At 66.6% G+C, this 21840-nt stretch carries 21 protein-coding genes and 3 riboswitches; of the genes, 13 read left to right on the forward strand and 8 right to left on the reverse strand.

The genetic code is table 11. From position 1 onward, the window contains the following. Positions 1-212: 212 nt before the first annotated feature. The 4 genes from glyA to gcvP are packed head-to-tail and all read right to left on the reverse strand — an operon-like array spanning position 213 to position 5937. Positions 213-1535, reverse strand: a complete 1323-nt coding sequence (gene glyA, locus PV772_RS21825; protein ID WP_141183129.1) for a serine hydroxymethyltransferase — start codon at positions 1533-1535, stop codon at positions 213-215. Further along, the gene (gene gcvH, locus PV772_RS21830) at positions 1532-1915 is read right to left on the reverse strand and encodes a glycine cleavage system protein GcvH (protein WP_141158408.1); all 384 of its coding nucleotides are present in this window, start codon (positions 1913-1915) and stop codon (positions 1532-1534) included. Before gcvH ends, glyA begins: the two co-directional genes overlap by 4 nt. Positions 1916-1961: 46 nt before the next feature. Continuing rightward, positions 1962-3074, reverse strand: coding sequence for a glycine cleavage system aminomethyltransferase GcvT (gene gcvT / locus PV772_RS21835; protein ID WP_347887536.1), 1113 nt, complete (start codon positions 3072-3074; stop codon positions 1962-1964). Between the two features lie 10 nt (positions 3075-3084). Further along, complete coding sequence (gcvP, locus tag PV772_RS21840) at positions 3085-5937, reverse strand: aminomethyl-transferring glycine dehydrogenase (RefSeq protein ID WP_347887537.1); 2853 nt, start codon at positions 5935-5937, stop codon at positions 3085-3087. Between the two features lie 153 nt (positions 5938-6090). Continuing rightward, positions 6091-6190, reverse strand: a riboswitch (glycine riboswitch). Positions 6191-6501: 311 nt separating this feature from the next. Continuing rightward, positions 6502-6599: riboswitch (glycine riboswitch) on the forward strand. Positions 6600-6752: 153 nt separating this feature from the next. Between gcvP and cycA the strand changes: the two genes are divergently transcribed. The 5 genes from cycA (at position 6753) to PV772_RS21865 (ending at position 12028) form a co-directional block, all read left to right on the forward strand. Beyond that, complete coding sequence (gene cycA, locus PV772_RS21845; protein WP_347887538.1) at positions 6753-8264, forward strand: D-serine/D-alanine/glycine transporter; 1512 nt, start codon at positions 6753-6755, stop codon at positions 8262-8264. Between the two features lie 17 nt (positions 8265-8281). Next, positions 8282-9187, forward strand: coding sequence for a formyltetrahydrofolate deformylase (purU, locus tag PV772_RS21850; protein ID WP_347887539.1), 906 nt, complete (start codon positions 8282-8284; stop codon positions 9185-9187). A 92-nt stretch (positions 9188-9279) separates the two neighbouring features. Beyond that, positions 9280-9379: riboswitch (glycine riboswitch) on the forward strand. A 153-nt stretch (positions 9380-9532) separates the two neighbouring features. Continuing rightward, on the forward strand, positions 9533-10369 hold the full coding sequence (locus tag PV772_RS21855; protein WP_347887540.1) for a methylenetetrahydrofolate reductase: 837 nt from the start codon (positions 9533-9535) through the stop codon (positions 10367-10369). A 122-nt stretch (positions 10370-10491) separates the two neighbouring features. Then, positions 10492-11295, forward strand: a complete 804-nt coding sequence (locus PV772_RS21860) for a hypothetical protein (protein WP_141158404.1) — start codon at positions 10492-10494, stop codon at positions 11293-11295. Continuing rightward, positions 11279-12028 carry a 5-oxoprolinase subunit PxpA gene (locus PV772_RS21865; RefSeq protein WP_347887541.1) on the forward strand — a complete coding sequence of 250 codons (750 nt, stop codon included), beginning with the start codon at positions 11279-11281 and terminating at the stop codon, positions 12026-12028. Before PV772_RS21860 ends, PV772_RS21865 begins: the two co-directional genes overlap by 17 nt. Before the next feature lie 59 nt (positions 12029-12087). Here PV772_RS21865 and PV772_RS21870 read toward each other — a convergent pair whose 3' ends face one another. After that, positions 12088-13674 carry a DUF222 domain-containing protein gene (locus tag PV772_RS21870; protein WP_347887542.1) on the reverse strand — a complete coding sequence of 529 codons (1587 nt, stop codon included), beginning with the start codon at positions 13672-13674 and terminating at the stop codon, positions 12088-12090. Between the two features lie 190 nt (positions 13675-13864). Further along, positions 13865-15226: a DUF445 domain-containing protein gene (locus tag PV772_RS21875; protein ID WP_307362644.1), complete on the reverse strand. Its 1362-nt coding sequence runs from the start codon at positions 15224-15226 to the stop codon at positions 13865-13867. A 49-nt stretch (positions 15227-15275) separates the two neighbouring features. Between PV772_RS21875 and PV772_RS21880 the strand changes: the two genes are divergently transcribed. From PV772_RS21880 to PV772_RS21910, 7 genes are all read left to right on the forward strand, one after another. Beyond that, positions 15276-16175 carry a glycerophosphodiester phosphodiesterase family protein gene (locus tag PV772_RS21880; RefSeq protein ID WP_347887543.1) on the forward strand — a complete coding sequence of 300 codons (900 nt, stop codon included), beginning with the start codon at positions 15276-15278 and terminating at the stop codon, positions 16173-16175. A gap of 7 nt (positions 16176-16182) precedes the next feature. Beyond that, positions 16183-17574: a CoA transferase gene (locus tag PV772_RS21885; RefSeq protein WP_347887544.1), complete on the forward strand. Its 1392-nt coding sequence runs from the start codon at positions 16183-16185 to the stop codon at positions 17572-17574. Positions 17575-17771: 197 nt separating this feature from the next. After that, positions 17772-18206 carry a hypothetical protein gene (locus PV772_RS21890; RefSeq protein WP_347887554.1) on the forward strand — a complete coding sequence of 145 codons (435 nt, stop codon included), beginning with the start codon at positions 17772-17774 and terminating at the stop codon, positions 18204-18206. Further along, positions 18203-19003 (forward strand): AzlC family ABC transporter permease, encoded by an 801-nt coding sequence (locus PV772_RS21895; RefSeq protein ID WP_347887545.1) that lies wholly within the window; start codon positions 18203-18205, stop codon positions 19001-19003. Before PV772_RS21890 ends, PV772_RS21895 begins: the two co-directional genes overlap by 4 nt. After that, a complete protein-coding gene (locus tag PV772_RS21900; protein WP_307362654.1) occupies positions 19000-19311 on the forward strand; it encodes an AzlD domain-containing protein in 312 nt (103 codons plus the stop codon). Before PV772_RS21895 ends, PV772_RS21900 begins: the two co-directional genes overlap by 4 nt. A gap of 116 nt (positions 19312-19427) precedes the next feature. Next, positions 19428-19685, forward strand: a complete 258-nt coding sequence (locus PV772_RS21905; protein ID WP_347887546.1) for a hypothetical protein — start codon at positions 19428-19430, stop codon at positions 19683-19685. 83 nt (positions 19686-19768) lie between these two features. Further along, positions 19769-20236, forward strand: coding sequence for a hypothetical protein (locus PV772_RS21910; RefSeq protein WP_347887547.1), 468 nt, complete (start codon positions 19769-19771; stop codon positions 20234-20236). Between the two features lie 31 nt (positions 20237-20267). On the opposite strand, the gene PV772_RS21915 is transcribed toward PV772_RS21910, so the two are convergent. Together PV772_RS21915 and PV772_RS21920 are read right to left on the reverse strand one after the other, a co-directional pair. Further along, the gene (locus tag PV772_RS21915) at positions 20268-20492 is read right to left on the reverse strand and encodes a hypothetical protein (RefSeq protein ID WP_141158396.1); all 225 of its coding nucleotides are present in this window, start codon (positions 20490-20492) and stop codon (positions 20268-20270) included. A gap of 244 nt (positions 20493-20736) precedes the next feature. Further along, the gene (locus PV772_RS21920) at positions 20737-21384 is read right to left on the reverse strand and encodes a TetR/AcrR family transcriptional regulator (protein ID WP_347887548.1); all 648 of its coding nucleotides are present in this window, start codon (positions 21382-21384) and stop codon (positions 20737-20739) included. A 125-nt stretch (positions 21385-21509) separates the two neighbouring features. On the opposite strand from PV772_RS21920, the gene PV772_RS21925 reads away from it, so the two are divergent. Continuing rightward, positions 21510-21833: a thiamine-binding protein gene (locus PV772_RS21925; protein ID WP_141158394.1), complete on the forward strand. Its 324-nt coding sequence runs from the start codon at positions 21510-21512 to the stop codon at positions 21831-21833. Positions 21834-21840: the final 7 nt, after the last annotated feature.

The raw sequence follows: 21840 nt of genomic DNA on the forward strand, positions 1-21840 counted from the left end.
GCTCGGTCGCGAAGACGCCCGCTAAGCGGACGTGACGCTCCCTTAGACGCACGCTGCCGGATGCCCCGCCCACTCCGAGGGTCTGTCACCAAGGCGACATGCCCACGAGGGGACGGCGGAGCCGGACTTTTCGAAAGCCTGCGTCAAAGCGACGAAGGAGCAGCAGGCGTGAAAATGTCCGGTCCGCCGGGCCCGTTAGCGATCACGATCCCTTAGGACAGGGGTGCCACGCCCGGGTAGAGCGGGTGGGCTGCGGCGAGTGCTTCGACGCGGTGACGGAGCCCCGAAAGGTCCGCGTCGGCGTCGGCAATCAAGGCCTCGGCGATGATGTCGGCTACCTCGCGGAAGGCAGCCTCACCGAAGCCACGGGTGGCCAGGGCGGGGGTGCCGATGCGCAGGCCCGATGTCACCATCGGCGGACGCGGATCAAACGGGACCGCGTTGCGGTTGACCGTGATGTCGATCGCGGCGAGGCGGTCTTCCGCCTGCTGGCCGTCGAGTTCGCAGTTGCGCAGGTCCACCAGGACCAGGTGCACGTCCGTCCCGCCGGACACCACGCTGATGCCCTTTGCCGTGACGTCCGGCTGGACCAGGCGCTCGGCGAGGATGGATGCGCCGAGCAGGACGCGTTCCTGCCTCTCCTTGAACTCGGGGGACGCTGCGATCTTGAACGCCACGGCCTTGCCGGCAATGACGTGCTCCAGGGGGCCGCCCTGCTGGCCGGGGAAGACAGCCGAGTTGATCTTCTTGGCGATGTCGGCGTCGTTGGAGAGGATGATGCCGCCGCGCGGACCGGCGAGGGTCTTGTGCGTGGTGGACGTTACTACGTGGGCGTGCGGCACCGGGCTGGGGTGCAGTCCGGCTGCCACGAGGCCGGCGAAGTGCGCCATGTCCACCATGAGGTAGGCGCCCACGAGGTCGGCGATGCGGCGGAACTCGGCGAAGTCCAGCTGGCGGGCGTAAGCCGACCAGCCGGCAACGATGAGCTGCGGCTTCGTTTCCAGCGCCAGCCGTTCCACTTCTGCCATGTCGATCGTGTGGGTGTCTTCGCGGACCTGGTATGGGACCACGTTGTAGAGCTTGCCGGAAAAGTTGATCCGCATGCCGTGGGTCAGATGGCCGCCGTGGGCCAGGTTCAGGCCCATGATGGTGTCGCCGGGCTTGATCAGCGCGTGCATCACCGAGGCGTTGGCCTGGGCGCCGGAGTGCGGCTGCACGTTGGCGAACCCGGCGCCGAAGAGCGCCTTGACCCGGTCGATGGCGAGCTGCTCGGTGACGTCCACGTGCTCGCAGCCGCCGTAGTAGCGCTTGCCCGGGTAGCCTTCGGCGTACTTGTTGGTCAGGACGGAGCCCTGCGCCTGCATCACGGCCACGGCGGTGTGGTTCTCCGAGGCGATCATTTCCAGGCCCTCACGCTGGCGGCCCAATTCGTCGTCGATCTTGGCGGCGATTTCGGGGTCCAACGCGGACAGGTCCGCGTTGAGGCTCGGGGAGACTACCTGCTCGAACACTGCGGTGTCAGCGGGGGCACTCACAGTTCGCCGCCGTTCGCTTCGGCGTATTCCTCTGCGGACAGCAGCGGGCCCTCTTCGGTGACGGTGACCTTGAAGAGCCAGCCGGCGCCGTACGGATCGTTGTTGATCACGGCAGGGTCGCTGACGACGTCGTCGTTGACTTCCGTGACCTCGCCCGTGACGGGGGAGTACAAGTCCGAGACGGACTTGGTGGACTCGATCTCGCCACAGGTCTCGCCGGCCGTCACGGTGGAGCCAACCTCGGGCAGGTCCACGTAGACGATGTCGCCCAGTGCTTCGGCGGCAACAGCGGACACGCCAACCACGGACGGGCCGGAGCCGTCAGCGGCGATCCATTCGTGCTCGGCGGAATACTTCAGTTCGGCGGCAACTTTAGCCATGGTGTTTTTCCTTAAGTTTGGGGTTCAAGAGTGGGGAAGCGCGAAGCTACTTTTGGCGCTTGTAGAACGGCAGGGCGACAACCTCGAAGGGCTCGGCCTTGCCGCGCAGGTCCACGTCCAGGGGGGTGCCTAGTTCGGCGTGCTCGACGTCGACGTAGGCCATCGCGACAGGGTAGCCGAGGGTGGGGCTGGGCTGGCCGGAGGTCACCTCGCCCACCACGTTGCCGTCCTTGAGGACCGGGTAGCCGCCACGGCCGGCGCGGCGGCCGAGGCCCTTCAGGCCCACGAGCTTCCGCTTGGAACCGGCTTCCTTCGCAGCTTCCAGGGCGGAGCGGCCCACGAAGTCGCCTTCCTTGGACTTGAGCGCCACGACGGGGCCCAGGCCGGCGTCGAACGGTGAACGTTCCAGGGACAGCTCATTGCCATAGAGCGGCATGCCGGCCTCGAGGCGGAGTGAGTCGCGGGACGCAAGACCGCACGGGATGATGCCAAACTCTTCGCCGGCTTCGGCCACCTTGGCCCACAGGTTCGCGGCGTCGGCGTTCGGAATGAACAGTTCGAAGCCGTCCTCGCCGGTGTAGCCCGTCCGGGCCAGGATGACATTGTGGCCGGCGATGGTCAGCTCGTTGAACGCGTAGTACTTCAGGCCGGTGACCAGGGCGTGCTGGGATTCATCCGTGAGCTTGAGCAGGATGGCCTCGGCGTTGGGTCCCTGGACTGCGACGAGGGAGGTGGCCGACGACGCGTCCTCCACCTTGACGTCGAAGTTAACTGCCCGTTCGGCGAGGGCTGCCGCCACGGTGGGGGCGTTGCCGGCGTTGGGGACCACCAGGTATTTTTCGTCGCCGAAACGGTAAGTGATGAGGTCGTCGATGATGCCGCCGTCCTCGTTGCAGATCAGCGAGTACTTGGCCTTGCCATCCGCGATGGCGGACAACTTGCCCACCAGGGCGTAATCCAGGAAGGCGCCGGCTTCGGGGCCGGTGACCCAGACTTCGCCCATGTGGGAGAGATCGAACAGGCCCGCAGCTTTGCGGACGGCGTGGTGCTCGGCCAGTTCGGAGCTGTACTTGAGCGGCATCTGCCAGCCGCCGAAGTCGGTGAAGGAAGCGCCCAGCTTCTTGTGCTCTTCGTAGAGAGCCGTGTAGTTCTCAGTCATTGGGGGATCCTTAGTTTTCGAACTCGGACAGCGGCGGGCAGGAGCAGATCAGGTTCCGGTCTCCACCGGCGCCGTCGATCCGGCCTACCGGCGGGAAGTACTTGTCCTGCTTGAGGTGGTGGACGGGGAAGACAGCCTGTTCGCGGCTGTACTGACGGGTCCATTCGGAGTTCACGACGGCGGACGCGGTGTGGGGTGCGTTGCGCAGCGGGGAGTCCTGGACAGAGAAGTCGCCGTTGGCCACCTGGTCAATTTCCTTGCGGATGGTGATCATGGCCTCGATGAAGCGCTCGATCTCGGCCAGGTCCTCGGACTCGGTGGGCTCCACCATCAGCGTGCCGGCCACCGGGAACGCCAGGGTGGGGGCGTGGAAACCGTAGTCGATGAGGCGCTTGGCCACATCCTCCGCGGTGACGCCGGTCTTGGCCGTGAGTTCGCGCAGGTCCAGGATGCATTCGTGCGCCACGAGGCCACCTTCGCCGGTGTAGAGGACCGGGAAGTAGTCGTTCAGGCGCACGGCGACGTAGTTCGCAGCGAGCAATGCTGCCTTGGTGGCCTCGGTCAGGCCTTCCCCGCCCATGAGCTTAACGTAGGCCCAGGAGATCGGGAGGACTCCGGCGGAGCCGAAGTTCGAGGCGCTGATGGCCACGCCGTGGCCTCCCTCATGCGCTGCCTTGTTGGCGTCGCCGGGCATGAACGGTGCCAGGTGGGCCTTCGCTGCCACGGGGCCGACGCCGGGTCCGCCGCCGCCGTGCGGGATGCAGAAGGTCTTGTGCAGGTTCAGGTGGGACACATCCCCGCCGAACTTGCCCGGCTGGGCCAGGCCGACCAGGGCGTTCAGGTTGGCTCCGTCAACGTAGACCTGGCCGCCGGCAGCATGGACGGCCTCGCAGATCTCGGTCACGTCCGCATCGTAGACGCCGTGGGTGGATGGGTAGGTGATCATGATCGCCGAGAGGACGTCCTTGTTCGCCTCGATCTTTGCGTACAGGTCCTCGTGGTCAATCGTTCCATCCGCGGCCGTGGCAACGACGACGACCTTCATGCCGGCCAGGACGGCGGAGGCGGCGTTGGTGCCGTGGGCCGAGGCCGGGATCAGGCAGACGTTGCGCTGGGTGTCGCCGTTCGCGCGGTGGTAGCCGCGGATGGCCAGCAGGCCGGCGAGCTCGCCCTGGGACCCGGCGTTGGGCTGGAGGGACACCTGGTCGTAGCCGGTGATTTCCGCCAAGTCGGCTTCCAGGCCACTGATCAGTTCACGCCAGCCTTCGGTCTGGGAGTCCGGGGCGAAGGGGTGGATGGAGGCGAACTCCGGCCAGGAGATGGCTTCCATCTCGGCGGTGGCATTCAGCTTCATGGTGCACGAGCCCAGCGGGATCATGGTGCGGTCCAGCGCGAGGTCCCGGTCAGAGAGCTTGCGGATGTAGCGCAGGAGCTGGGTTTCGGACCGGTGGGTGTTGAACACCGGGTGCTGCATGTACTCGGAGGTGCGGAGCACCTCTGCGGGCAGTTCGAAGCCCTCGGCGTCCACCACGGGGCCGGCACCGAAGGCGACGGCGATCGCGGACAGGATTTCCGGCGTCGTGGTTTCATCCACGGACACGCCGATGGTGTCGGCATCAATATGCCGCAGGTTGATCCCGCGTGCTTCAGCAGCGGTGATGACCTTGGCGGCCTTGCCGGGAACGGAGACAGTGACCGTGTCGAAGAACGTCTCAGTGGCCAGTTCCCGGCCTGCGACCTTGAGGGTGGTGGCCAGGGCGCGGGAGTTGTTGTGGACGCGCTCGGCGATGGCCTTCAGTCCGTCCGGGCCGTGGTAAACGGCGTAGAAGGAGGACACGATGGCCAGCAGGGCCTGCGCGGTGCAGATGTTGGACGTGGCCTTTTCGCGGCGGATGTGCTGCTCGCGCGTCTGCAGCGCCAGGCGGTAGGCCGGGAGGCCGGCGTCGTCCTTGGACACGCCCACCAGGCGGCCGGGCATGGAACGCTCCAGGCCCTTGGCCACGGCCATGTAGGCGGCGTGCGGGCCGCCGAAGAACAGCGGCACACCGAAACGCTGGGTGGAGCCGACGGCGATGTCGGCGCCCTGCTCCCCCGGAGGGGTGATCAGGGTCAGGGCCAGCAGGTCGGCAGCGACGGTAACCAGTGCGCCGCGTTCCTTGGCCTCGGCGATGACGCCTGCGTGGTTGAAGACGCGGCCGGAGGCGCCGGGCTGCTGGAGCACGATGCCGTTGATGTCGCCGTCGGGCAGGCCGTTGGACAGGTCGGCAACCTCAACCTCGAAGCCGAGCGCCTCGGCGCGGCCCTTGACGATGGCGATGGTCTGGGGCAGGACGTCGGCGTCCAGGACGGTCTTGCCGTCGCGGGCGTCCTTGTTTTTGTTGGCGCGGCGCATCATCAGCACGGCCTCGGCCACGGCGGTGGCTTCGTCCAGCAGCGAGGCGTTGGCGATGGGCAGGCCAACCAGGTCCTGGACCATGGTCTGGAAGTTCAGGAGTGCCTCGAGCCGGCCTTGGGAAATTTCGGGCTGGTAGGGCGTGTAGGCGGTGTACCAGGCGGGGGCTTCCAGCACGTTCCGGCGGATCACCGCAGGGGTGATGGTGTCGTAGTAGCCCTGGCCGATCATCTGGACAGCGGTCTTGTTCTTGGCGGCCAGCCGGCGCAATTCAGCAAGCACCTCAACCTCGCTGAGGGCGCCCTTGAGCGCGAGCGGCTTGGACTGGCGGATCGAATTGGGGACGGCGATGTCCACAAGGCCGTCAACGCTGTCGTAGCCAACGGCCTTGAGCATGGTGTCCACGTCAGCCTGGCGGCGTGCACCGATGTGCCGGTCCGCAAAGACAGACGGTTGGGATTGAATCGTCATGAGGAACTCCAGGATTGGCCGGCCACGGGTGGCTCGGCATGGATCGGGTCCCTCCCCGCTCTGTATTGGACCTGAGAGATTCCGCAAACCCAGCCAGGGCCTGCTTGCACCGTCGGTGAGTACTGCCGGAGCAGCACTGCTTTCCAGAGTCGCCTCGCCGTGACGGTACATGGGCCTGAGAGATTCCTGGGGAGGATTTGCTCCTACGGCGCCTGCCCGGTGATGGCCGGGAGAACTCTCCCGCCACAGCTCGAAAGGCTTATTGAAATGTGGGTGATTCGGCTCACAAGTTACAGGATGCGGCCCGGGGGTGCAAGTTGGCCCGTCATGAAGGCTGCCGGCGGCAGCATTACGGCGGCGTCGTAATGCCGGGCTTGACTTTTGTTCGTGACGGACGCCACACTGAACCCCGTGATCCGGCCGGACAGCGGAACTGGCCCAAAGAACGCTGGGCGCTCCGTCGCCGGCTGTGATTACCGGAGGCCCAAAAATGCGCCGTGCGGCTGGAAAGCCCGCAGCTGATGCCCTCCGATAACTGAACACTGATTTACCAATCAACGCTTTTGACCTGCGGCGGGAGAGCCCTGCCGGTACGTTCAGCAGGCGCCGTAGGAGCAAACCCTCCCCAGGAAACTCTCAGGCCCACGTACCGCCGCGGTGAGGCAACTCTGGAAAGCAGCCAGGCCCTGTCCTGGCTCACCGACGGTGCAAGCACGCCATCCCGGCGAGTGGAAACTCTCAGGTCCAAGACAGAGCGGGGAGGAAATCCAATCTTTGCGACACCCCGGGTGCCGCTCGAACGATGGAGTTCCTCAATGACGACCCATTCCCCGACGTCCCCCGGCAGCGGAGCCCCGCACCTGGAGCGGCAGCTCAGCAACCGCCACATCCAACTGATCGCCATCGGCGGCGCAATCGGCACCGGCCTGTTCATGGGTTCCGGCAAGACCATCTCGGCAGCCGGCCCCTCGGTGATCTTCGTATACATGATCATCGGTTTCATGCTGTTCTTCGTCATGCGTGCCATGGGTGAACTGCTGCTCAGCAACCTCAACTACAAGTCCTTCAGCGATTTCGCCGCAGATCTGCTGGGCCCGTGGGCCGGCTTCTTTACGGGCTGGACCTACTGGTTCTGCTGGGTCATCACCGGCATCGCCGATGTCATCGCCATCGCCGGCTACTCCCGGGAACTGTGGCCCGGGGTGCCCCTGTGGATCCCCGGCCTGGCCACCGTAGCCATCCTTCTCCTGCTGAACCTCACCACCGTCAAGGCCTTTGGCGAGACGGAGTTCTGGTTCGCGCTCATCAAGATCATTGCCATTGCTGCGCTGATCATCGTTGGCCTGTTCATGATCTTCACCGGTTTCCAGTCCGACGCCGGCCCTGCCACCTTCACCAACCTGTGGAGCCACGGCGGATTCTTCCCGAACGAGTTCATGGGCTTCGTGGCGGGCTTCCAGATCGCCGTCTTCGCCTTTGTGGGAATCGAACTGGTGGGAACCACCGCCGCCGAGGCCAAGAACCCGGAGCGGAACCTGCCCAAGGCCATCAACTCCATCCCCATCCGCGTGCTCCTCTTCTACGTAGGCGCCCTCATCATCCTGATGGCAGTCACCCCCTGGACCGAGTTCAGGGCCGGCCACAGCCCCTTCATCGCCATGTTCTCCCTGGCAGGCCTGGGCGCCGCAGCCACCATCGTCAACCTCGTGGTGCTTAGCTCCGCGATGTCCTCCGCGAACTCCGGCATCTACTCGACCTCCCGCATGGTCTTCGGCCTTGCCCAGGAAGGCGACGCACCTAACGTGTTTGGCAAACTGTCCCGGCGGAAGGTGCCCCAGAACGCACTGTTCCTCTCCTGCGTGCTGCTGCTGTCCGGCGTCGTCCTCATGTATGCGGGCCAGGACGTGGGCAAGGCCTTCGACATGGTCACCACCGTCTCAGCTGTCTGCTTCGTCTTTGTCTGGTCGATCATCCTGGCCAGCTACATCGCCTTCCGCCGCCGCCGGCCGCACCTGCATGAAGCATCGAAGTTCAAGATGCCCGGCGGTGTTGCCATGGTCTGGGTTGTCTTCGCCTTCTTCGCTTTCGTGATCTGGAGCCTCACCACCCAGCCGGACACCCTGGTGGCCCTGCTGGTCACGCCGGTCTGGTTCGTCCTGCTGGGCGCCGCTTGGTTCGTCCTCCGCCGCCGGCCCGCACACCAGGCCCGATTTGCCACGTTCCAGGCTGAACTGCAGGCAGACCAGGACTTCACCGACGCCGCATCCGGCCAGGCCGCCCGTCAGGTTGCCGCCGCAGAAGCGGGGGAAGAGCGGGTCAAGCGGTGATCGGCACGGAAGCCCGCATGTCGCAGGCCAGCACGGCCACGGCCCGGCAGCGCCAGGCCGTGGCTCCGGAAACGGGCAAGGAATTCGTCCTGACATTCCATTGCCCGGATGCGCTCGGCATCGTCCAGGCGGTGGCGGCCTACCTGCTGGAGCAGGAATGCTACATCGTGGACATCAAGCAGTTCGGGGACCGCGCGAGCGGCAGGTTCTTCATGCGGATCCACGTCACCGCGCAGGTAGAGGTGGAACTCGACCGCCTCCGGGCCGGTTTTGAGCAGGTGGCCCAGGAGTGGCAGATGGACTGGCGCCTCGAACGCCACGGCCGCAAGCAGCCCATCCTGGTCATGGTGTCCAAATACGACCACTGCCTCAACGACCTCCTGTTCCGCGCCCGCAGCGGTGAGTTGCCCGTCCGGATTGCCGCCGTGGTGTCCAACCACCCGGACCTGGAACCCCTTGCCGCGTGGCACGGTGTCCCGTTCCACCACATCCCGGTCACGCCCGATACCAAGGCGGAAGCTGAGGGGCGCCTGCTGGAACTGGTGGACCAGTACGCAGTGGAACTGGTGGTGCTGGCCCGCTACATGCAGGTGCTCAGCGATGAAGCCACTACGCGCCTCAGCGGCAAGGCCATCAACATCCACCACTCGTTCCTGCCCAGCTTCAAGGGCGCAAAGCCGTACCACCAGGCGTACGAACGCGGTGTCAAGACGGTGGGCGCCACTGCCCACTACGTGAACTCGGAGCTGGACGAGGGGCCTATCATTTCGCAGCAGGTCATCGAGGTGGACCACACGTATTCCGCTTCAGACCTGGTCACGGTTGGCCGCGACGCCGAATGCAAGGCGCTCACGAATGCCGTCCGCTGGCACGCTGAAGGGCGGATAGTCCTCTCCGGCAACCGGACGGTCATCCTCCGCTAGTTGCAGGCCCATCCACGCCGCCGGCGCTGCACTCCTCCCAGGCGGAGGGGCAGGCGCCGGCCGCCGTGGCACCACATTTGAATACAGCCTTTCGAGCTGTGGCGGGAGAGTTCTCCCGGCCATCACCGGGCAGGCGCCGTAGGAGCAAATCCTCCCCAGGAATCTCTCAGGCCCATGTACCGTCACGGCGAGGCGACTCTGGAAAGCAGTGCTGCTCCGGCAGTACTCACCGACGGTGCAAGCAGGCCCTGGCTGGGTTTGCGGAATCTCTCAGGTCCAATACAGAGCGGGGAGGGACCCGATCCATGCCGAGCCACCCGTGGCCGGCCAATCCTGGAGTTCCTCATGACGATTCGATCCCTCATGGCACCAGCCGCCGCATCGATCCCCGCGGCAGGACAGGCCTCCGGTTCCGGGGCAGCGCTGCCCGTCCGGATGCAGGTCAATCCCACCGAGGACGTTGCCGCCCTCGTCCAGGCACACGCTCCCGCCGGCACGGCCCTGACGGTGACCTGCCTGCCGCGCCAGGGTGTGGGGCCGACCATCCGGACAGCCATCGAGCTTGCCTACCTCGGCTTCGAGGTTGTCCCGCACCTGGCCGCACGGAGCATCGAAAGCCGTGGGCAGCTGGCCGGTGTGGTCCGGAACTGCCACGATGCCGGAATCACCGAAGTATTCGCCGTCGGCGGTGACGCATGGGAGCCCGCCGGGCCCTATGACAGCAGCCTTCCGCTGCTGGAGGACCTCGCCGAGCTGTCCGGCGGCACCATCCGGGCCGGTGTGGCGGGCTACCCGGAAGGCCATCCCGGCCACAGCGAACTGCATATGCTTGATGCGTTGCTGGAAAAGCAGCATCTGGCCTCATCCGTGGTGACGCAGCTGTGCTTCTCGGCCTCCCGCATCCAGTGGTACGCAGAAATGCTCCGCCGGGAAGGGGTGCGGCTCCCTGTCTGGGCCGGAGTTGCCGGCACCGTTCCACGGGCGCAGCTCATTCGTGCCGCACTGAAAATCGGTGTGGGCCCGTCCCTCAAACTCCTGAATCGCAGGGGCCCGCTTGGCCGCCGCCTGCTCAAGGGCGGCCTCTACTCACCGCAGGCGATCCTTGCGGAGCTGGAGGGCGGCGGGGTGGTGGAGGGGGTGCACCTGTACACGTTCAACAACCTGGCGGGCACCGGCAGCTAGGGACGAGCGGCGGGGAAGAACCAAGTGCCGGCCGGAAAGTTCAGCATGCTTAGTGTTTGTCCACATAGGATGGATAAGCACGGCAGCCCACCCGCTGCAGGTCGATTTGAATGAAGGTGACCATGGCCAGGCGCAGCAATCCCGCAGTACGAATCGCACAGGAAACCGCCCATAACGCAATGTTCGATGCCGAGGGCAAGCCCAAGCCCGGCGTCCACAACATGCTCCTGAAGGCAGTGCAGGTCCAGCGGCCCTTGGTGGTGGCCTATATCCGCCGGCTCCAGAAGAAGCATCCGCGGGCTACCGCAGCGCAGCTCGCAGACATCGCGGAGCGTGACTACCTTAGGGCGGTGGCCGGCGGAGGTGCCTTGGTGGGCGCCACCGCCGTCGTCCCGGGTGTGGGTACCGTCGCGTCGCTGGGACTGTCTGCGGCCGCGACGGTTGGCTTCCTGGAGGCGACAGCCCTCTATGCGACGTCGCTGGCCGAGCTCCACGGCATTCGCCTCACCAACCCGGAGAAAGCCGGCACCATGGTCATGGCCATCATGCTGGGCGAGGAAGGAACCGCCCTGCTGGGAACCCTGAGCGGACAGGCGGCCGGCGGAGCAAAGCCCGCGGACGTCTGGGGAAACGTGCTGTCCAGGTCCTCGATCCCGGGATTCGGCAGCGTCCGGAAGCGGATCCAGAACGCCTTCCTCAAGAACCTGCTCAAGCGGCAGGGCACCGCGCTGTTCGGACGGGCCCTGCCCTTCGGCATAGGGGCGGTTGTGGGCGGAGCCGGTAACCTCGTGATGGGCCGTGCAGTGGCCAAGAACGCCCGGGAGGCGTTCGGACCCATGCCGGACACCATCCCCGGGGAGCTGACCGCGGCTGCCGGGCCGGACAACCTGACCCTGGAAGGCAACATCCTTGGATCTCAACGCTGACGTAGGCCAATCATTCGGTTCCTGGACCACGGGAGGCGATCCGGCGATGTTCCAGCTGGCCACCAGCGCCAACGTCGCGTGCGGCCTCCACGCGGGCGACCCCGTCACCATGCTGGACAGCTGCCGCGCCGCCTACGAACTTGACGTCACCGTGGGTGCGCACCTTGGCTACCGCGATATGGCCGGTTTTGGCCGCCGCTCGCTGGACATGAGCTTTGATGAGCTATTTGGCGACGTGCTGTACCAGTTGGGCGCGCTCGACGGCGTCGCGCATGCCGTGGGTGCCTCGGTGGACTACGTGAAACCACAGGGTGCGCTGTATGACACGCTGATCCACGACGCTGAGCAGGCTTCCGCGCTCGTGGCGGCCGTGAATGCCTACGATCCGGGGCTGCCCATCCTTGGATTCCCCGGCTCGGAGCTGTTGAAGCAGGCCAAGGAGGCCGGCCACCCTGTTTTCACCGAGGCCTACGCCGACCGTGCCTACTTTGCAGACGGAACCTTGGTGCCGCTGTCCGGGGAAGACGCCGTGTTGAACGACGTCGACACGATCGTTGAGCGGGCCGTGCGGTTGGCAACAAAAGGCGAAGTGGTGGCGGTTGACGGTTCGGTGGTCAGGGTCCAGCCGGACTCCCTTCACCTGCCCGGCGGCAGCCCCGCAGCCTTGGAGGCGGCGGCCCGCATCCGGGCAGGTCTTGAGGCCGCAGGCGTGGAGCTGGAGGCCTTCGCTTAAAAGGCGGCGGTGTGCTCCGGCCCCGGGGCGGCTAACCGTTGGACTGTCCAGGGCTTGCATCATCCCGACGGCACTAATGGCGCCGCCAGGAGTTCGGCCCAGAGTGGATCGTCGGGTGACAGATCGTTGATGTCCACGTACCGGTCGTCGTCGGGTTCCCCCTGCGGAAGGTTTTCGAGGCTGGCCTCCAGGCACTGGCATTTACCGGCAGCTTCCCGTTGCAGCCATGGTGGCAGGCTTCCCGGTGGCCAGTGGGTTGGTTCTGCATCCTGCTGTTCGGGGTTGTAGTGGCGCCCGGTGGGTGATGTCCAGCCCGGTGGGTCCTTGCTCGTGGCCGGATCCGGGGTCCATTGGCTGTGGTGTTTGAGCCGATGGTGTTTGGGGCAGAGCTGTGCGAGGTTGCTGGTTCCGGTGGTGCCGCCGTGTTCCCACGCTTGGAGGTGGTCGGTTTCGTTGTCGGGGGTGCGGTTGCTGCAGCCGGGGAACGTGCATTTGCCGTCGCGCATCCTGATCCAGCGTTTGATGGTTTCGGTGAGCCGGTAGTTCTTCCGCCCGATTTCCAGTGGCGCCCCGTCCTGTGGGTCGACGAGGACCCGGTAGAACGACTCCGCGCCACCGGCGACGAGTTTGCGGGCCATGGATGCCGGGATTGGGCCGAAGCCGTCCAGCACTGCTGGTTCGTCGGTGAGGCCGAGGAGCGAGAACACGGGCACGGTGACCAGGACGTCGGCCCGCGGCGCAGGGACCTTCCCGATCCCGGTGACACCCTGCGTGCCCGGGGCGGTGCCGGTGGACCCCTCACCCGCCGCCTGGCCGGCGCCGAGCAACAGGGATGCGGCGATGTCGGGGCGGAGCTGGCTAAGCGTGCGGGGTTCGTCTGGTCCCTGGAGGCCGCGGGCGGTGGCGGTGGTCCGGTTCCAGATGGCGCACGCGGTATCGCCGGGAAGGTAGAGGGAGATCCAGGCCATGCCATCCTTGTCCGGGATGTATTCCATCCGCCGGTCCGCCACCCCTTTCGCATGGCGCTTTTGGATCGATTCGGGGTGGTGGCGTTCCCGCCAGCCCCGGACCTTGGCCCGGAACCGGGACGGGACCAGCTCACCGGGCGCGGCACCCCGGGCCGGATCGGGCGTGGCGGGGTCGAAGAAGTGCGCCACCAGCCCGGCAGCCCCGACAGCGTCAAGGCCTTCGGTTTCGTCCGCGACAATCCGGGCGTGCTGCCACGACATCACGCCCGCGGCCAAGGCGTTCATGACGGGCGGTAGGGAACAGATCCGGCGCGACTGGTCCACGAACGCCCCGGCGGCCGCGGAGCTGATGGTGAGGACCCCGGCGATCTCCTCCACCACCGACATCTGCGCGTAGGTACGGTCCGTGTCGGACGCGTCCGGGGGAGTCATCGCTTGCTGCAGTTCAACGGCACGGGCAGCCCGCCGCGACTTTACCGCGGCCAGCTGCGCTTCGAGCCGGGCCATCACCTCCAAGCCTTCAAGACACAGCTCATACCGCCGCTGCAACACATCCACACCGGCACCAACACTGGCACCGGCTGCCAGGGACGCGTCCTCCCGCTCCAGCGCATCCAGGGCAGTAACAGAGGCACGAACACCCTCCAACACCACCCCAACACCACCGCTGAATTCCATATGGACATCATCCAACGACCCACTGACATTGAAACGAAGCCTTTGGCCGCCAAAGCCACCTTGCGCCAACGGTGCCCCACCCTAAAAACCGGGCGCCGTCGTCGTACGCATTCCCGCTGCGCAGGCTCCTCCCCGCACCCCGAATATGCGGCGCGAAAAGGAATCTGCGCAGCGAAAGATCCCGAAGGGGCTACCCGAAGATGAGTTGCGCCACCGTGAAGATCGCCAGCCCGGCCAGGGACCCCACCACGGTGCCGTTAATGCGGATGAACTGCAGGTCCTTGCCTACCTGGAGCTCGATCTTCTGCGAGGTTTCCTCGGCATCCCACCGCGCCACGGTGTCCGTAATAACGCCGGCAATGTCCGAACGGTAGGTGCGGACCAAGTACCCGGCGGCGTCACCGATCCATGCGTTGACCTTCCCGGCCAGTTCGGGATCGTCCACGAGCCGTGACCCAAAGTCGCGCACCGCGGCCTTGAACTTGATGGTGAGTTCGCTGTCCGGATCATCCACGGCACCCAGCAGCGCGTTCTTGACCGTGCCCCAGGTCCGGGAAGCGAGCTCGCGCACCTCGGGATCACCCAACACCTGCGCCTTGATGTCCTCCGCGCGGGCAATCATCGCCGGATCGTGCTGCAGGTCCTGGGCGAGGTCGTTCAGGTATTTGTCGATCGACTGGCGCACCTGGTGGCGGGGATCGGCCTGTACCGCGCGCACGAACTTGAGGATTTCGAGGTAGACCTTGTCGCCCACCAGGCCGTCCACGAACTGCGGAACCCAGGTGGGGGAGCGGTCGGACACCAGGCGGGTGACGGTCTCGTGGTTGTCATCCACCCAGTCCGCGGCGCGGTCCACCAGCAGGTCCACCAGTGTGTGGTGGTGCCCGTCGTGGAAGACCCGCTCCGCCAGCCTGCCCACCGGCGGCCCCCACGGCGGAGCGAGGAGATGCTTGCGGACCATGCCCTCAATGACGGCCTGGACGTCGTCGTCATTCAAAACCTTGAACGCGCCACGGATCACCGCGGCACCTTCCTTGGCCACCCGGTCGGCGCCACCGGGCGCTGCCAGCCAAACACCTGCCCGGCGGGCAATGTTGACGCTGGCCAGCTTGTCCTGGACCACCTGCTCGGAGAGGAAGTTGGTCTCCACGAACTCGCCCAGGGAGGCGCCGATCTGGTCCTTGCGGCGCGGAATGATGGCGGTGTGCGGAATCTTGATGCCCATGGGGTACTTGAACAGGGCCGTCACAGCGAACCAGTCGGCCAGTGCGCCCACCATGCCGCCCTCAGCCGCCGCACGAACGTACTGCAGCCACGGATACTCCTTTTGCAGGGCGAACGCGAAGACAAAGATCACGGCCATGGCGATCAGCAGGCTCAGCGCCAGCAACTTCATTTTCCGCAGCGCTGCCGCCTTTTCGGCGTCACCGGCACCAAGCTGGCGGCTTACGACGGCGCCTGCCGCCATAGTGCCCGGCCGCGGCTCCCGCGCTGGTTCGGTGGGTGCTTCCTGCGTGGTTGGCCCAGTAGTTGCCTCAGAGTTCACCTGCATGTGCCAAGCCTAGCCCTGAAGGCGGGGGCCGGTCGGCTACCGTGTGTCCATGACAATTGACGAGTCAGTGCCGCAGCGGCCGCTGGTCTTTGCCCACCGCGGTTCCAGCGGCACGTATGCCGAACACACCCGTGCCGCCTACCTCCAGGCCCTGGCCGACGGCGCGGACGGAGTGGAGTGCGACGTCCACCTGACGCGCGACCAGCACGTGGTCCTGCTCCATGACGCCAACCTGGACCGCACGTCGGACGGCACGGGTCCGGTGGCCGAGCGGACGCTGGAGGAGTTGCGCCAGCTGGACTTCTCGTCCTGGAAAGGCGTCCGGATCCCCGAAACGTTCGGGGCACGCTCCGAACAGCTCCTGACCCTTCCGGAACTGCTGGACATCCTTCGCGGCGCGGGCCGGCCCATGAAACTCGCCATCGAGCTCAAGCATCCCAGCCCGTACCAGCTCAAACTTGAGGACCGGGTCCTGCAGGTGCTCCGCAGCGAGGGCTGGGAACCGCAAAGCTCAACCGTGGACAACGTGGCCGTGACCTTCATGAGCTTCAGCCCGGATTCAGTCCGCCACCTGCTCCTCTCCGTACCGCCGCAATATATTTGCCAGCTGGTGGACGACCTCACCATCCATGAAATCCGTGGCGGCCTGGGGGTTGGGCCGATTACCGGCGGGGCCATCGCGAACCTGATGAAAGCCACCCAGTTGGAGGGCGAACGGATCCTGGACGACTGCGAGGTGGGCATGGCCGGCCCCGGCATCGAATACGTCAGGGAACGCCCTGAGACAGTCCGCCGCTGGCTGGACTCCGGCCGCCGCTTCAGGGTGTGGACCGTGGACTCCCCTGAGGACGTGTCGCTCTGCCGGGAATTGGGCATCCAGGAGATCACCTCAAACGTGCCGGCGCGTGTCTTGGAACAGCTCCACGCGGCCGCACCGCAGGGAAAGTAGCGCGGACATGGGCGCCCGCGGCATGCCCCCCGCGCCCCGGTGGTGGGCGGGGAAGCTCGACGTCGAAGGCTTGGCGCTGCAGTCGGTGGAAGCCGCGGCCCAGGCGCTGAACCTGTACTCAGGGATGCCGGGCCGTTTCAGCACAACACCCGACCTGACAGCGCCCGCCTTCGATTCCTTCGGGCACCTCCGGATTGCGGGGCGCAAGCCGCAGGGCTTCGCGCCCCTGTCCGGCTTCCGGAAGACCGCTGACGGCTGGATCCGGCTTCACGCCAACTACCCCCACCATGAGCAGCGGCTCCTGCACGCGCTGGCTGCCATTGGCGCGGAGGATGTGGACAGGAAACTCCGCTCCATGGCCGCGCTGGACGCCGAGGCCGCAATCCAGGAACAGGGAGGGATAGCCGCGGCCGTCCGGACCCGCAGTGAATGGCTCGCAACCGAAATGGGTCGGGCGGCCGGCTCGGGACCATGGATTGCGGTGGAGCATGCGGACGGCACCACTGGTGGCTTGGGACTGCGGGAAGCTGCAGAAGGAGCAGGCGCCGCTTCCGGCACGGGACGCGGCGCCAGGGACCTGCCGCTGGCCGGGCTGCGGGTGCTGGACCTGACGCGGGTCATCGCCGGCCCAGTCGCTACCCGGCTGCTGGCCGCGCTCGGGGCAGACGTCCTGCGGATCGACCCGCCCGCCTTTCCCGAGATCCAGGACCAGTTCGTGGACACGGCGTTTGGCAAGCGCAGTGCCGTACTCGACCTGGGGCAGTCGGCAAGCCAGGGAAACCTCCAGCAACTCCTGGCCGGCGCGGATGCCGTGGTCACCGGCTACCGGCACGGTGCCCTGGACCGTTTTGGCCTCAGCGGGCGGGAGCTGCTGGCAGCCCGTCCGGAACTGGTAGTGGTCACCTTGGACAGTTGGGGAAGCGCGGGGCCCTGGAGCGGCCTGCGCGGCTTCGACAGTATTGTCCAGGCCGCCTGCGGAATCGCCAGCACTTACGGCATGGAGGACGACGGCGGCTGGCGCCCGGGTGCGCTGCCGGTCCAGGCGCTGGACCACGCCACCGGCTATGGGGTGGCCGCGGCCGCAGTCCGCCTCCTGGCCGCCCGCCGCCGGACCGGGTTGGGCGGTACCGCGCACCTGTCGCTGGCGCGTACCGCGGAGGAGCTGTTTTCCCTGACCGGTGGGCAAGACCCCGACAGCATGAGTGGCCCAACCAGCACGGAAAGCCCTGCTGGACTGCGCACCCCAGAATACCGGTCCGTGGCCAGCAGCTATGGGGAGCTGCGCTACGTTGGGCCGCCCCTGCTTGACGCGGGACACCCCCTGGATTTTCAGTCACCGCCGCCACCATATGGCAGCTCGCAGCCTGCCTGGCTGGAAGGCCGGGCAGCGCAGCCGTGAGGCCGTCGCCGCTGTGCCGCTTGCCAGCGCTATGACCCCGTCGCCGCTGTGCCCTAAGCGCCGGTTTCCGGGCCGCGCTGTGGCTGTGGTTGAGTGGTTCCATGTCTTTTCCCAGGTCCGGCACCGCTGCTAAGGGCTTGTCCGCTCCGTCCCAATCCATCCACGGCCCGGCCCTGCGGCATCTGTCCGCAGCGGCCATGGGAGCCCTTCTCCTGGCCAGCGCAGGCAAGCATTTCCGGGACCCAGGTTTTTACCGGGACGTCGTTCCCGGGTACCTGTGCCGGCAGGACGCGGTGCCGGGCGAACCCCGCAGCAGCACAGCCCAGCATCCTTGGGCCGTCCTGTCCCGGGATGAATGGATCGCCCTGAGCGGTCTGCTGGAGCTCGCCGCCGCCGTCGGAATCCTGCTCCCACCCACCCGAAAGCCCACGGCCACTGCCCTCACCGCCATGTTCACGGCATTCCTGGCCGGGCATGTTGATGCCCTCCTGGGGGCGTACGGGCCGCAGGGCACGCCCCGCCGGCGGAAGATCCATGCCGTGCGGCTTCCCCTCCAGGCACCGCTGATCTTGTGGGCCTGGAGCCTGCGAAAAGCCGCCGTGCCCGCGGTCAACCCGGGAAGCCGGGGGTGAAGCTGCTGGCTTCGCCGGCGGTGAAGGTGGGCATCTCCATCAGTATTGCCACCGGTCTTTACGGCGTATCGTTCGGCGCGCTGGCGGTCACGTCCGGGCTCAACTTCTGGCAGACCATGGCGCTGAGCCTGCTCCTCTTCAGTGGCGGCTCCCAGTTCGCGTTCATCGGGGTGGTGGCAGGGGGCGGTTCAGGCGTTGCCGCGATGAGCGCGGCCACCCTCCTGGGCATGCGCAACGGCATCTACGGCATGCAGTTGAACGCGCTGCTCCGGCCCACCGGCTGGCGCAAGTACATCGGAGCGCAGCTGACCATCGACGAATCCACGGCCACCAGCACGGGCCAGACGGACCCGGACGAACAGCGCCGCGGCTTCTGGACCGCAGGCGTAGGGGTCTACCTGCTGTGGAACCTCTTCACGGCCGTGGGCGCGCTGGCCGGCAGCGGGTTGGGCGACCCCAAGCAGTGGGGCCTTGACGGGGCCGCCGTCGCCGCCTTCCTGGCACTGCTCTGGCCCCGACTCAAAGGACGCGAGCCGATCGCCATCGCGGTGGTTTGTGCAGTGGCGACGGTGGTTGCCGCCCCCTTTGTCCCGGCGGGCGTGCCCATCCTGGTGGCCGCGATCGTTGCTGCGGTGGTGGGCTGGTTCAGCCACGGCCGCCGCGACGAAGGCCTTGAGCCGGACGTCGAACCCTACGGCGACCACGGCCATCACCCGGGCGGCGCCCGTCTCCGGGGCAGGGGCGTCCGCAGGGAAGCCGGCCGCAGGGGAGCTGCGGACCCGGAGGAGGGCAGGTGACTTTGTGGATCTGGCTGCTCATCGCCTGCGTGCTCGCCTACGCCTGGAAACTGGTGGGCTACTTCGTCCCCGCCAAATTCCTTGAGGATCCGCGCACCTCACGTGTCGCGGGAACAATGACTATCGGCCTGCTGGCCTCGCTGACGGTGGTGAACGCGGTGGTGTCGGGGCAGGGACTCGCCGCGGATGCCAGGCTGGGAGCGCTGGCCGCGGCCGCGATCGCCCTGGTACTGCGGGCTCCATTCCTGGTGGTGGTGATCGCCGGTGCCGGCACGGCGGCGCTGCTGAGGATGCTGGGGTGGAACTGATCTGTTGAATCCACTCCGGGGCATGGTGACGTGGGTCACTTCCCCGGTTGGGTGCCAGTTGTACTATGGGATCGGCTTATGCAGTTGGCCATGGAATTCCTTATTGAACGGCACCCATGGAAAATCAGCTGCACCCTGCGGGCGGCTTGGCGGGCAGAATCCGCCAAAAGAACGCCCGACGGCGGGCGGGCCTTCCCGCCAAACGGTTCTTCAGGCGCTTTTCCGGACTTTCGGACGTGCCGGAAGAGGAACTGGAAATTCTCTCCCAACGGCTCCGCGCGGCACTCGACCTGGATCCGTCGTCGTCCGTTCCGGCCCTTCAGGCCCTGCTGCGGGAGGAAATGCGCAGGCGGGCAGATGCAGCCCAGGCCTAGTGGCCCAACATTCCGGCAGCCATCTGTGATGCACTGGATGAGAGGCAGCCCACACCCAGGCGGCCACCGAAGGAGGATTCGAGATGGACGAACAGTCACGGCCTGTTGAGCCGCATGGCGGCCAGGGCACCGAGGATACCCGCAGGAACGCCAAGGACGAACAAGGCGCGGGGGTACCGGCAGAACAGTCTGCGAAGTCGCGGGCCACCTATTTGGACCCCCGCGGCTCGGAATCAACGCGCGAGCTGCGCGACACCGCCAGGCGGCGGCGGGATGCGGAGGAGAAGCTCCAGCAGCACCTGATGGAAGCGAAGGACCACGTTCCCAACGAGTTCCATGAACACCCCGGCCACGGCTACCAAGGACACGGGCACGCCGAACACGGGCACCTGGGCGCTGGGCACGCGGACGGGCCATCCGCGCAGGAGCAGCCCGGCCACGCGGACCCAGGGTCGCAGCACCAGGAAACCCCGCCGGCTGGACAACGGCCCGGCGGAGACCCCCACGCCGGGGACAGCGCCGCCGGTGAACCCGGTGCGGAGAAGCGCTGACCCAGCTAGGGGAATCGGGACGAACGGGTAGCTAGGCTACCCCGTGCGCCGCGCCGTCAGGGGAGACGGACCGGCGGCCGCATTCCTCCACGCCCATCTCGTACCAGACCTGTGCGCCAAACTCGGGTTCGGGGGTATCGAGGTTCTGGTACAGCGCGTCGAGCAACTCGACCAGCTCGCCGGCGGTCAGCTCGGGAAGGACTTCCTCCGGCCCGCGCGGATCCGTCAGGTAGTGGAGAAGCTTTGAGTGGTTCATGGCAGTGCGGCCGTTGTCTGGGGGGCAGGCGCAAAGTGCATGGGGTTGCTCCAACGTGGAAGTGCTGAGGCTGGCTGCCTAACCCCACCTCCGAGTTTATTGCACGTACCTGCAGGTAACAATGGGGCCCGACTGGTGACCTGACTCCCTCGGCGGAACAGCCTGGCAGCGGGATTCCGGCACCGGAGCTGCGCCCGCCGGCCTCGCCCGGCATGGACTGGCCGGCAGGCTTACTGCATGCTATTCAGCCCGGCTGGCCCGGCGTGGTGGTGGTGAACCCAGGGGCGGCGGGGACGGGGACGAACACCGGAAGCGGTCGGGATGGCCGGACTGTGCGGATGGCGTCCTCCACCAGCGCAAGCGGCCTGCGCCAGGCATCGGACCCCGGTTCCATGGTGTCCACCACACCGATCAGCATGGCCAGCAGCCGAAACATGTCCGTCATGGAAATGTCAGGGCGCAGGCTTCCCTGGCCCTGCCCGCGGACCAGAAGCACTCCCATGGATTCCATCAGCGATCCGGTGATCCCGGTGAGGAGCTCGCGCCGGCCCGCCACCGCACACAGCAGGTTGGCGTCGTCGCTCGCTGCGGCCATCAGGGCTTCGAGGACACGCAACATGCCTGCGGCAGCATCGATATCGGCGAGGGCGCCGTCCATGACGGGGTCCACGGTGAGCCGGAGCTGCCGGTTGAGCGCCGCCAGTACCAGTTCTTCCTTGTCAGCGAAGTTTCGGAATAGGGTTGCCGGGCCAACGCCGGCGGTGGTTGCGATGGTCTGGAGCGGTACCTCCGGGCCGAACTCGCGGAAGCACTGGCGCGCCGCAGTAATGATCTTGTCCACGTTCCGCGCTGCGTCTGCGCGGAGGGGCTTTCGGGTGACTGCGAGGCTCATGCCAAAAAGGGTAACAACGGAGACTGCCGCCACCATGGTTACTTCGGGGTAGCCGCTTATGTGACGCAGCCGGCCGTGCGGACCGGCCCTGCGGCTGCCTGCGGGCACGTGGGAGACTGGGGAGCATGTTGCTTGCATTTTCTGTTGCCCCGTCAGGCGTTCCCACCGAGGGCTCCAGGCCCAACGACGCGTCAGTGCACGACGCCGTTGCTGCCGCAGTGAAGATCGTCCGCGAGTCCGGGTTGCCCAATCAGACGGATTCCATGTTTACCACCATAGAAGGCGAGTGGGACGAAGTGTTCGACGTGGTCAAGCGCGCCACCGAAGCCGTGGGCCGGTACGGCAGCCGCGTTTCACTGGTGATCAAGGCGGACATCAGGCCCGGGTACAGCGGCGAGCTGACAGCGAAGGTTGACCGCCTGGAGACCGCACTGGCGCAGGAGCCCTAAGCGTCCT

It is taken from the genome of Pseudarthrobacter sp. CC12, assembly GCF_039907755.1.
GTDB lineage: Bacteria > Actinomycetota > Actinomycetes > Actinomycetales > Micrococcaceae > Arthrobacter > Arthrobacter niigatensis.

Coding starts and splice junctions, on each gene's coding strand:
- gcvH (WP_141158408.1), bottom strand. CDS start 1,915: ATGGCTAAAGTTGCCGCCGAACTGAAGTATTCCGCCGAGCACGAATGG.
- gcvT (WP_347887536.1), bottom strand. CDS start 3,074: ATGACTGAGAACTACACGGCTCTCTACGAAGAGCACAAGAAGCTGGGC.
- gcvP (WP_347887537.1), bottom strand. CDS start 5,937: ATGACGATTCAATCCCAACCGTCTGTCTTTGCGGACCGGCACATCGGT.
- cycA (WP_347887538.1), top strand. CDS start 6,753: ATGACGACCCATTCCCCGACGTCCCCCGGCAGCGGAGCCCCGCACCTG.
- purU (WP_347887539.1), top strand. CDS start 8,282: ATGTCGCAGGCCAGCACGGCCACGGCCCGGCAGCGCCAGGCCGTGGCT.
- PV772_RS21855 (WP_347887540.1), top strand. CDS start 9,533: ATGACGATTCGATCCCTCATGGCACCAGCCGCCGCATCGATCCCCGCG.
- PV772_RS21860 (WP_141158404.1), top strand. CDS start 10,492: ATGGCCAGGCGCAGCAATCCCGCAGTACGAATCGCACAGGAAACCGCC.
- PV772_RS21870 (WP_347887542.1), bottom strand. CDS start 13,674: ATGGAATTCAGCGGTGGTGTTGGGGTGGTGTTGGAGGGTGTTCGTGCC.
- PV772_RS21875 (WP_307362644.1), bottom strand. CDS start 15,226: ATGCAGGTGAACTCTGAGGCAACTACTGGGCCAACCACGCAGGAAGCA.
- PV772_RS21880 (WP_347887543.1), top strand. CDS start 15,276: ATGACAATTGACGAGTCAGTGCCGCAGCGGCCGCTGGTCTTTGCCCAC.
- PV772_RS21885 (WP_347887544.1), top strand. CDS start 16,183: ATGGGCGCCCGCGGCATGCCCCCCGCGCCCCGGTGGTGGGCGGGGAAG.
- PV772_RS21890 (WP_347887554.1), top strand. CDS start 17,772: ATGGGAGCCCTTCTCCTGGCCAGCGCAGGCAAGCATTTCCGGGACCCA.
- PV772_RS21905 (WP_347887546.1), top strand. CDS start 19,428: ATGGAAAATCAGCTGCACCCTGCGGGCGGCTTGGCGGGCAGAATCCGC.
- PV772_RS21910 (WP_347887547.1), top strand. CDS start 19,769: ATGGACGAACAGTCACGGCCTGTTGAGCCGCATGGCGGCCAGGGCACC.
- PV772_RS21915 (WP_141158396.1), bottom strand. CDS start 20,492: ATGAACCACTCAAAGCTTCTCCACTACCTGACGGATCCGCGCGGGCCG.
- PV772_RS21920 (WP_347887548.1), bottom strand. CDS start 21,384: ATGAGCCTCGCAGTCACCCGAAAGCCCCTCCGCGCAGACGCAGCGCGG.
- PV772_RS21925 (WP_141158394.1), top strand. CDS start 21,510: ATGTTGCTTGCATTTTCTGTTGCCCCGTCAGGCGTTCCCACCGAGGGC.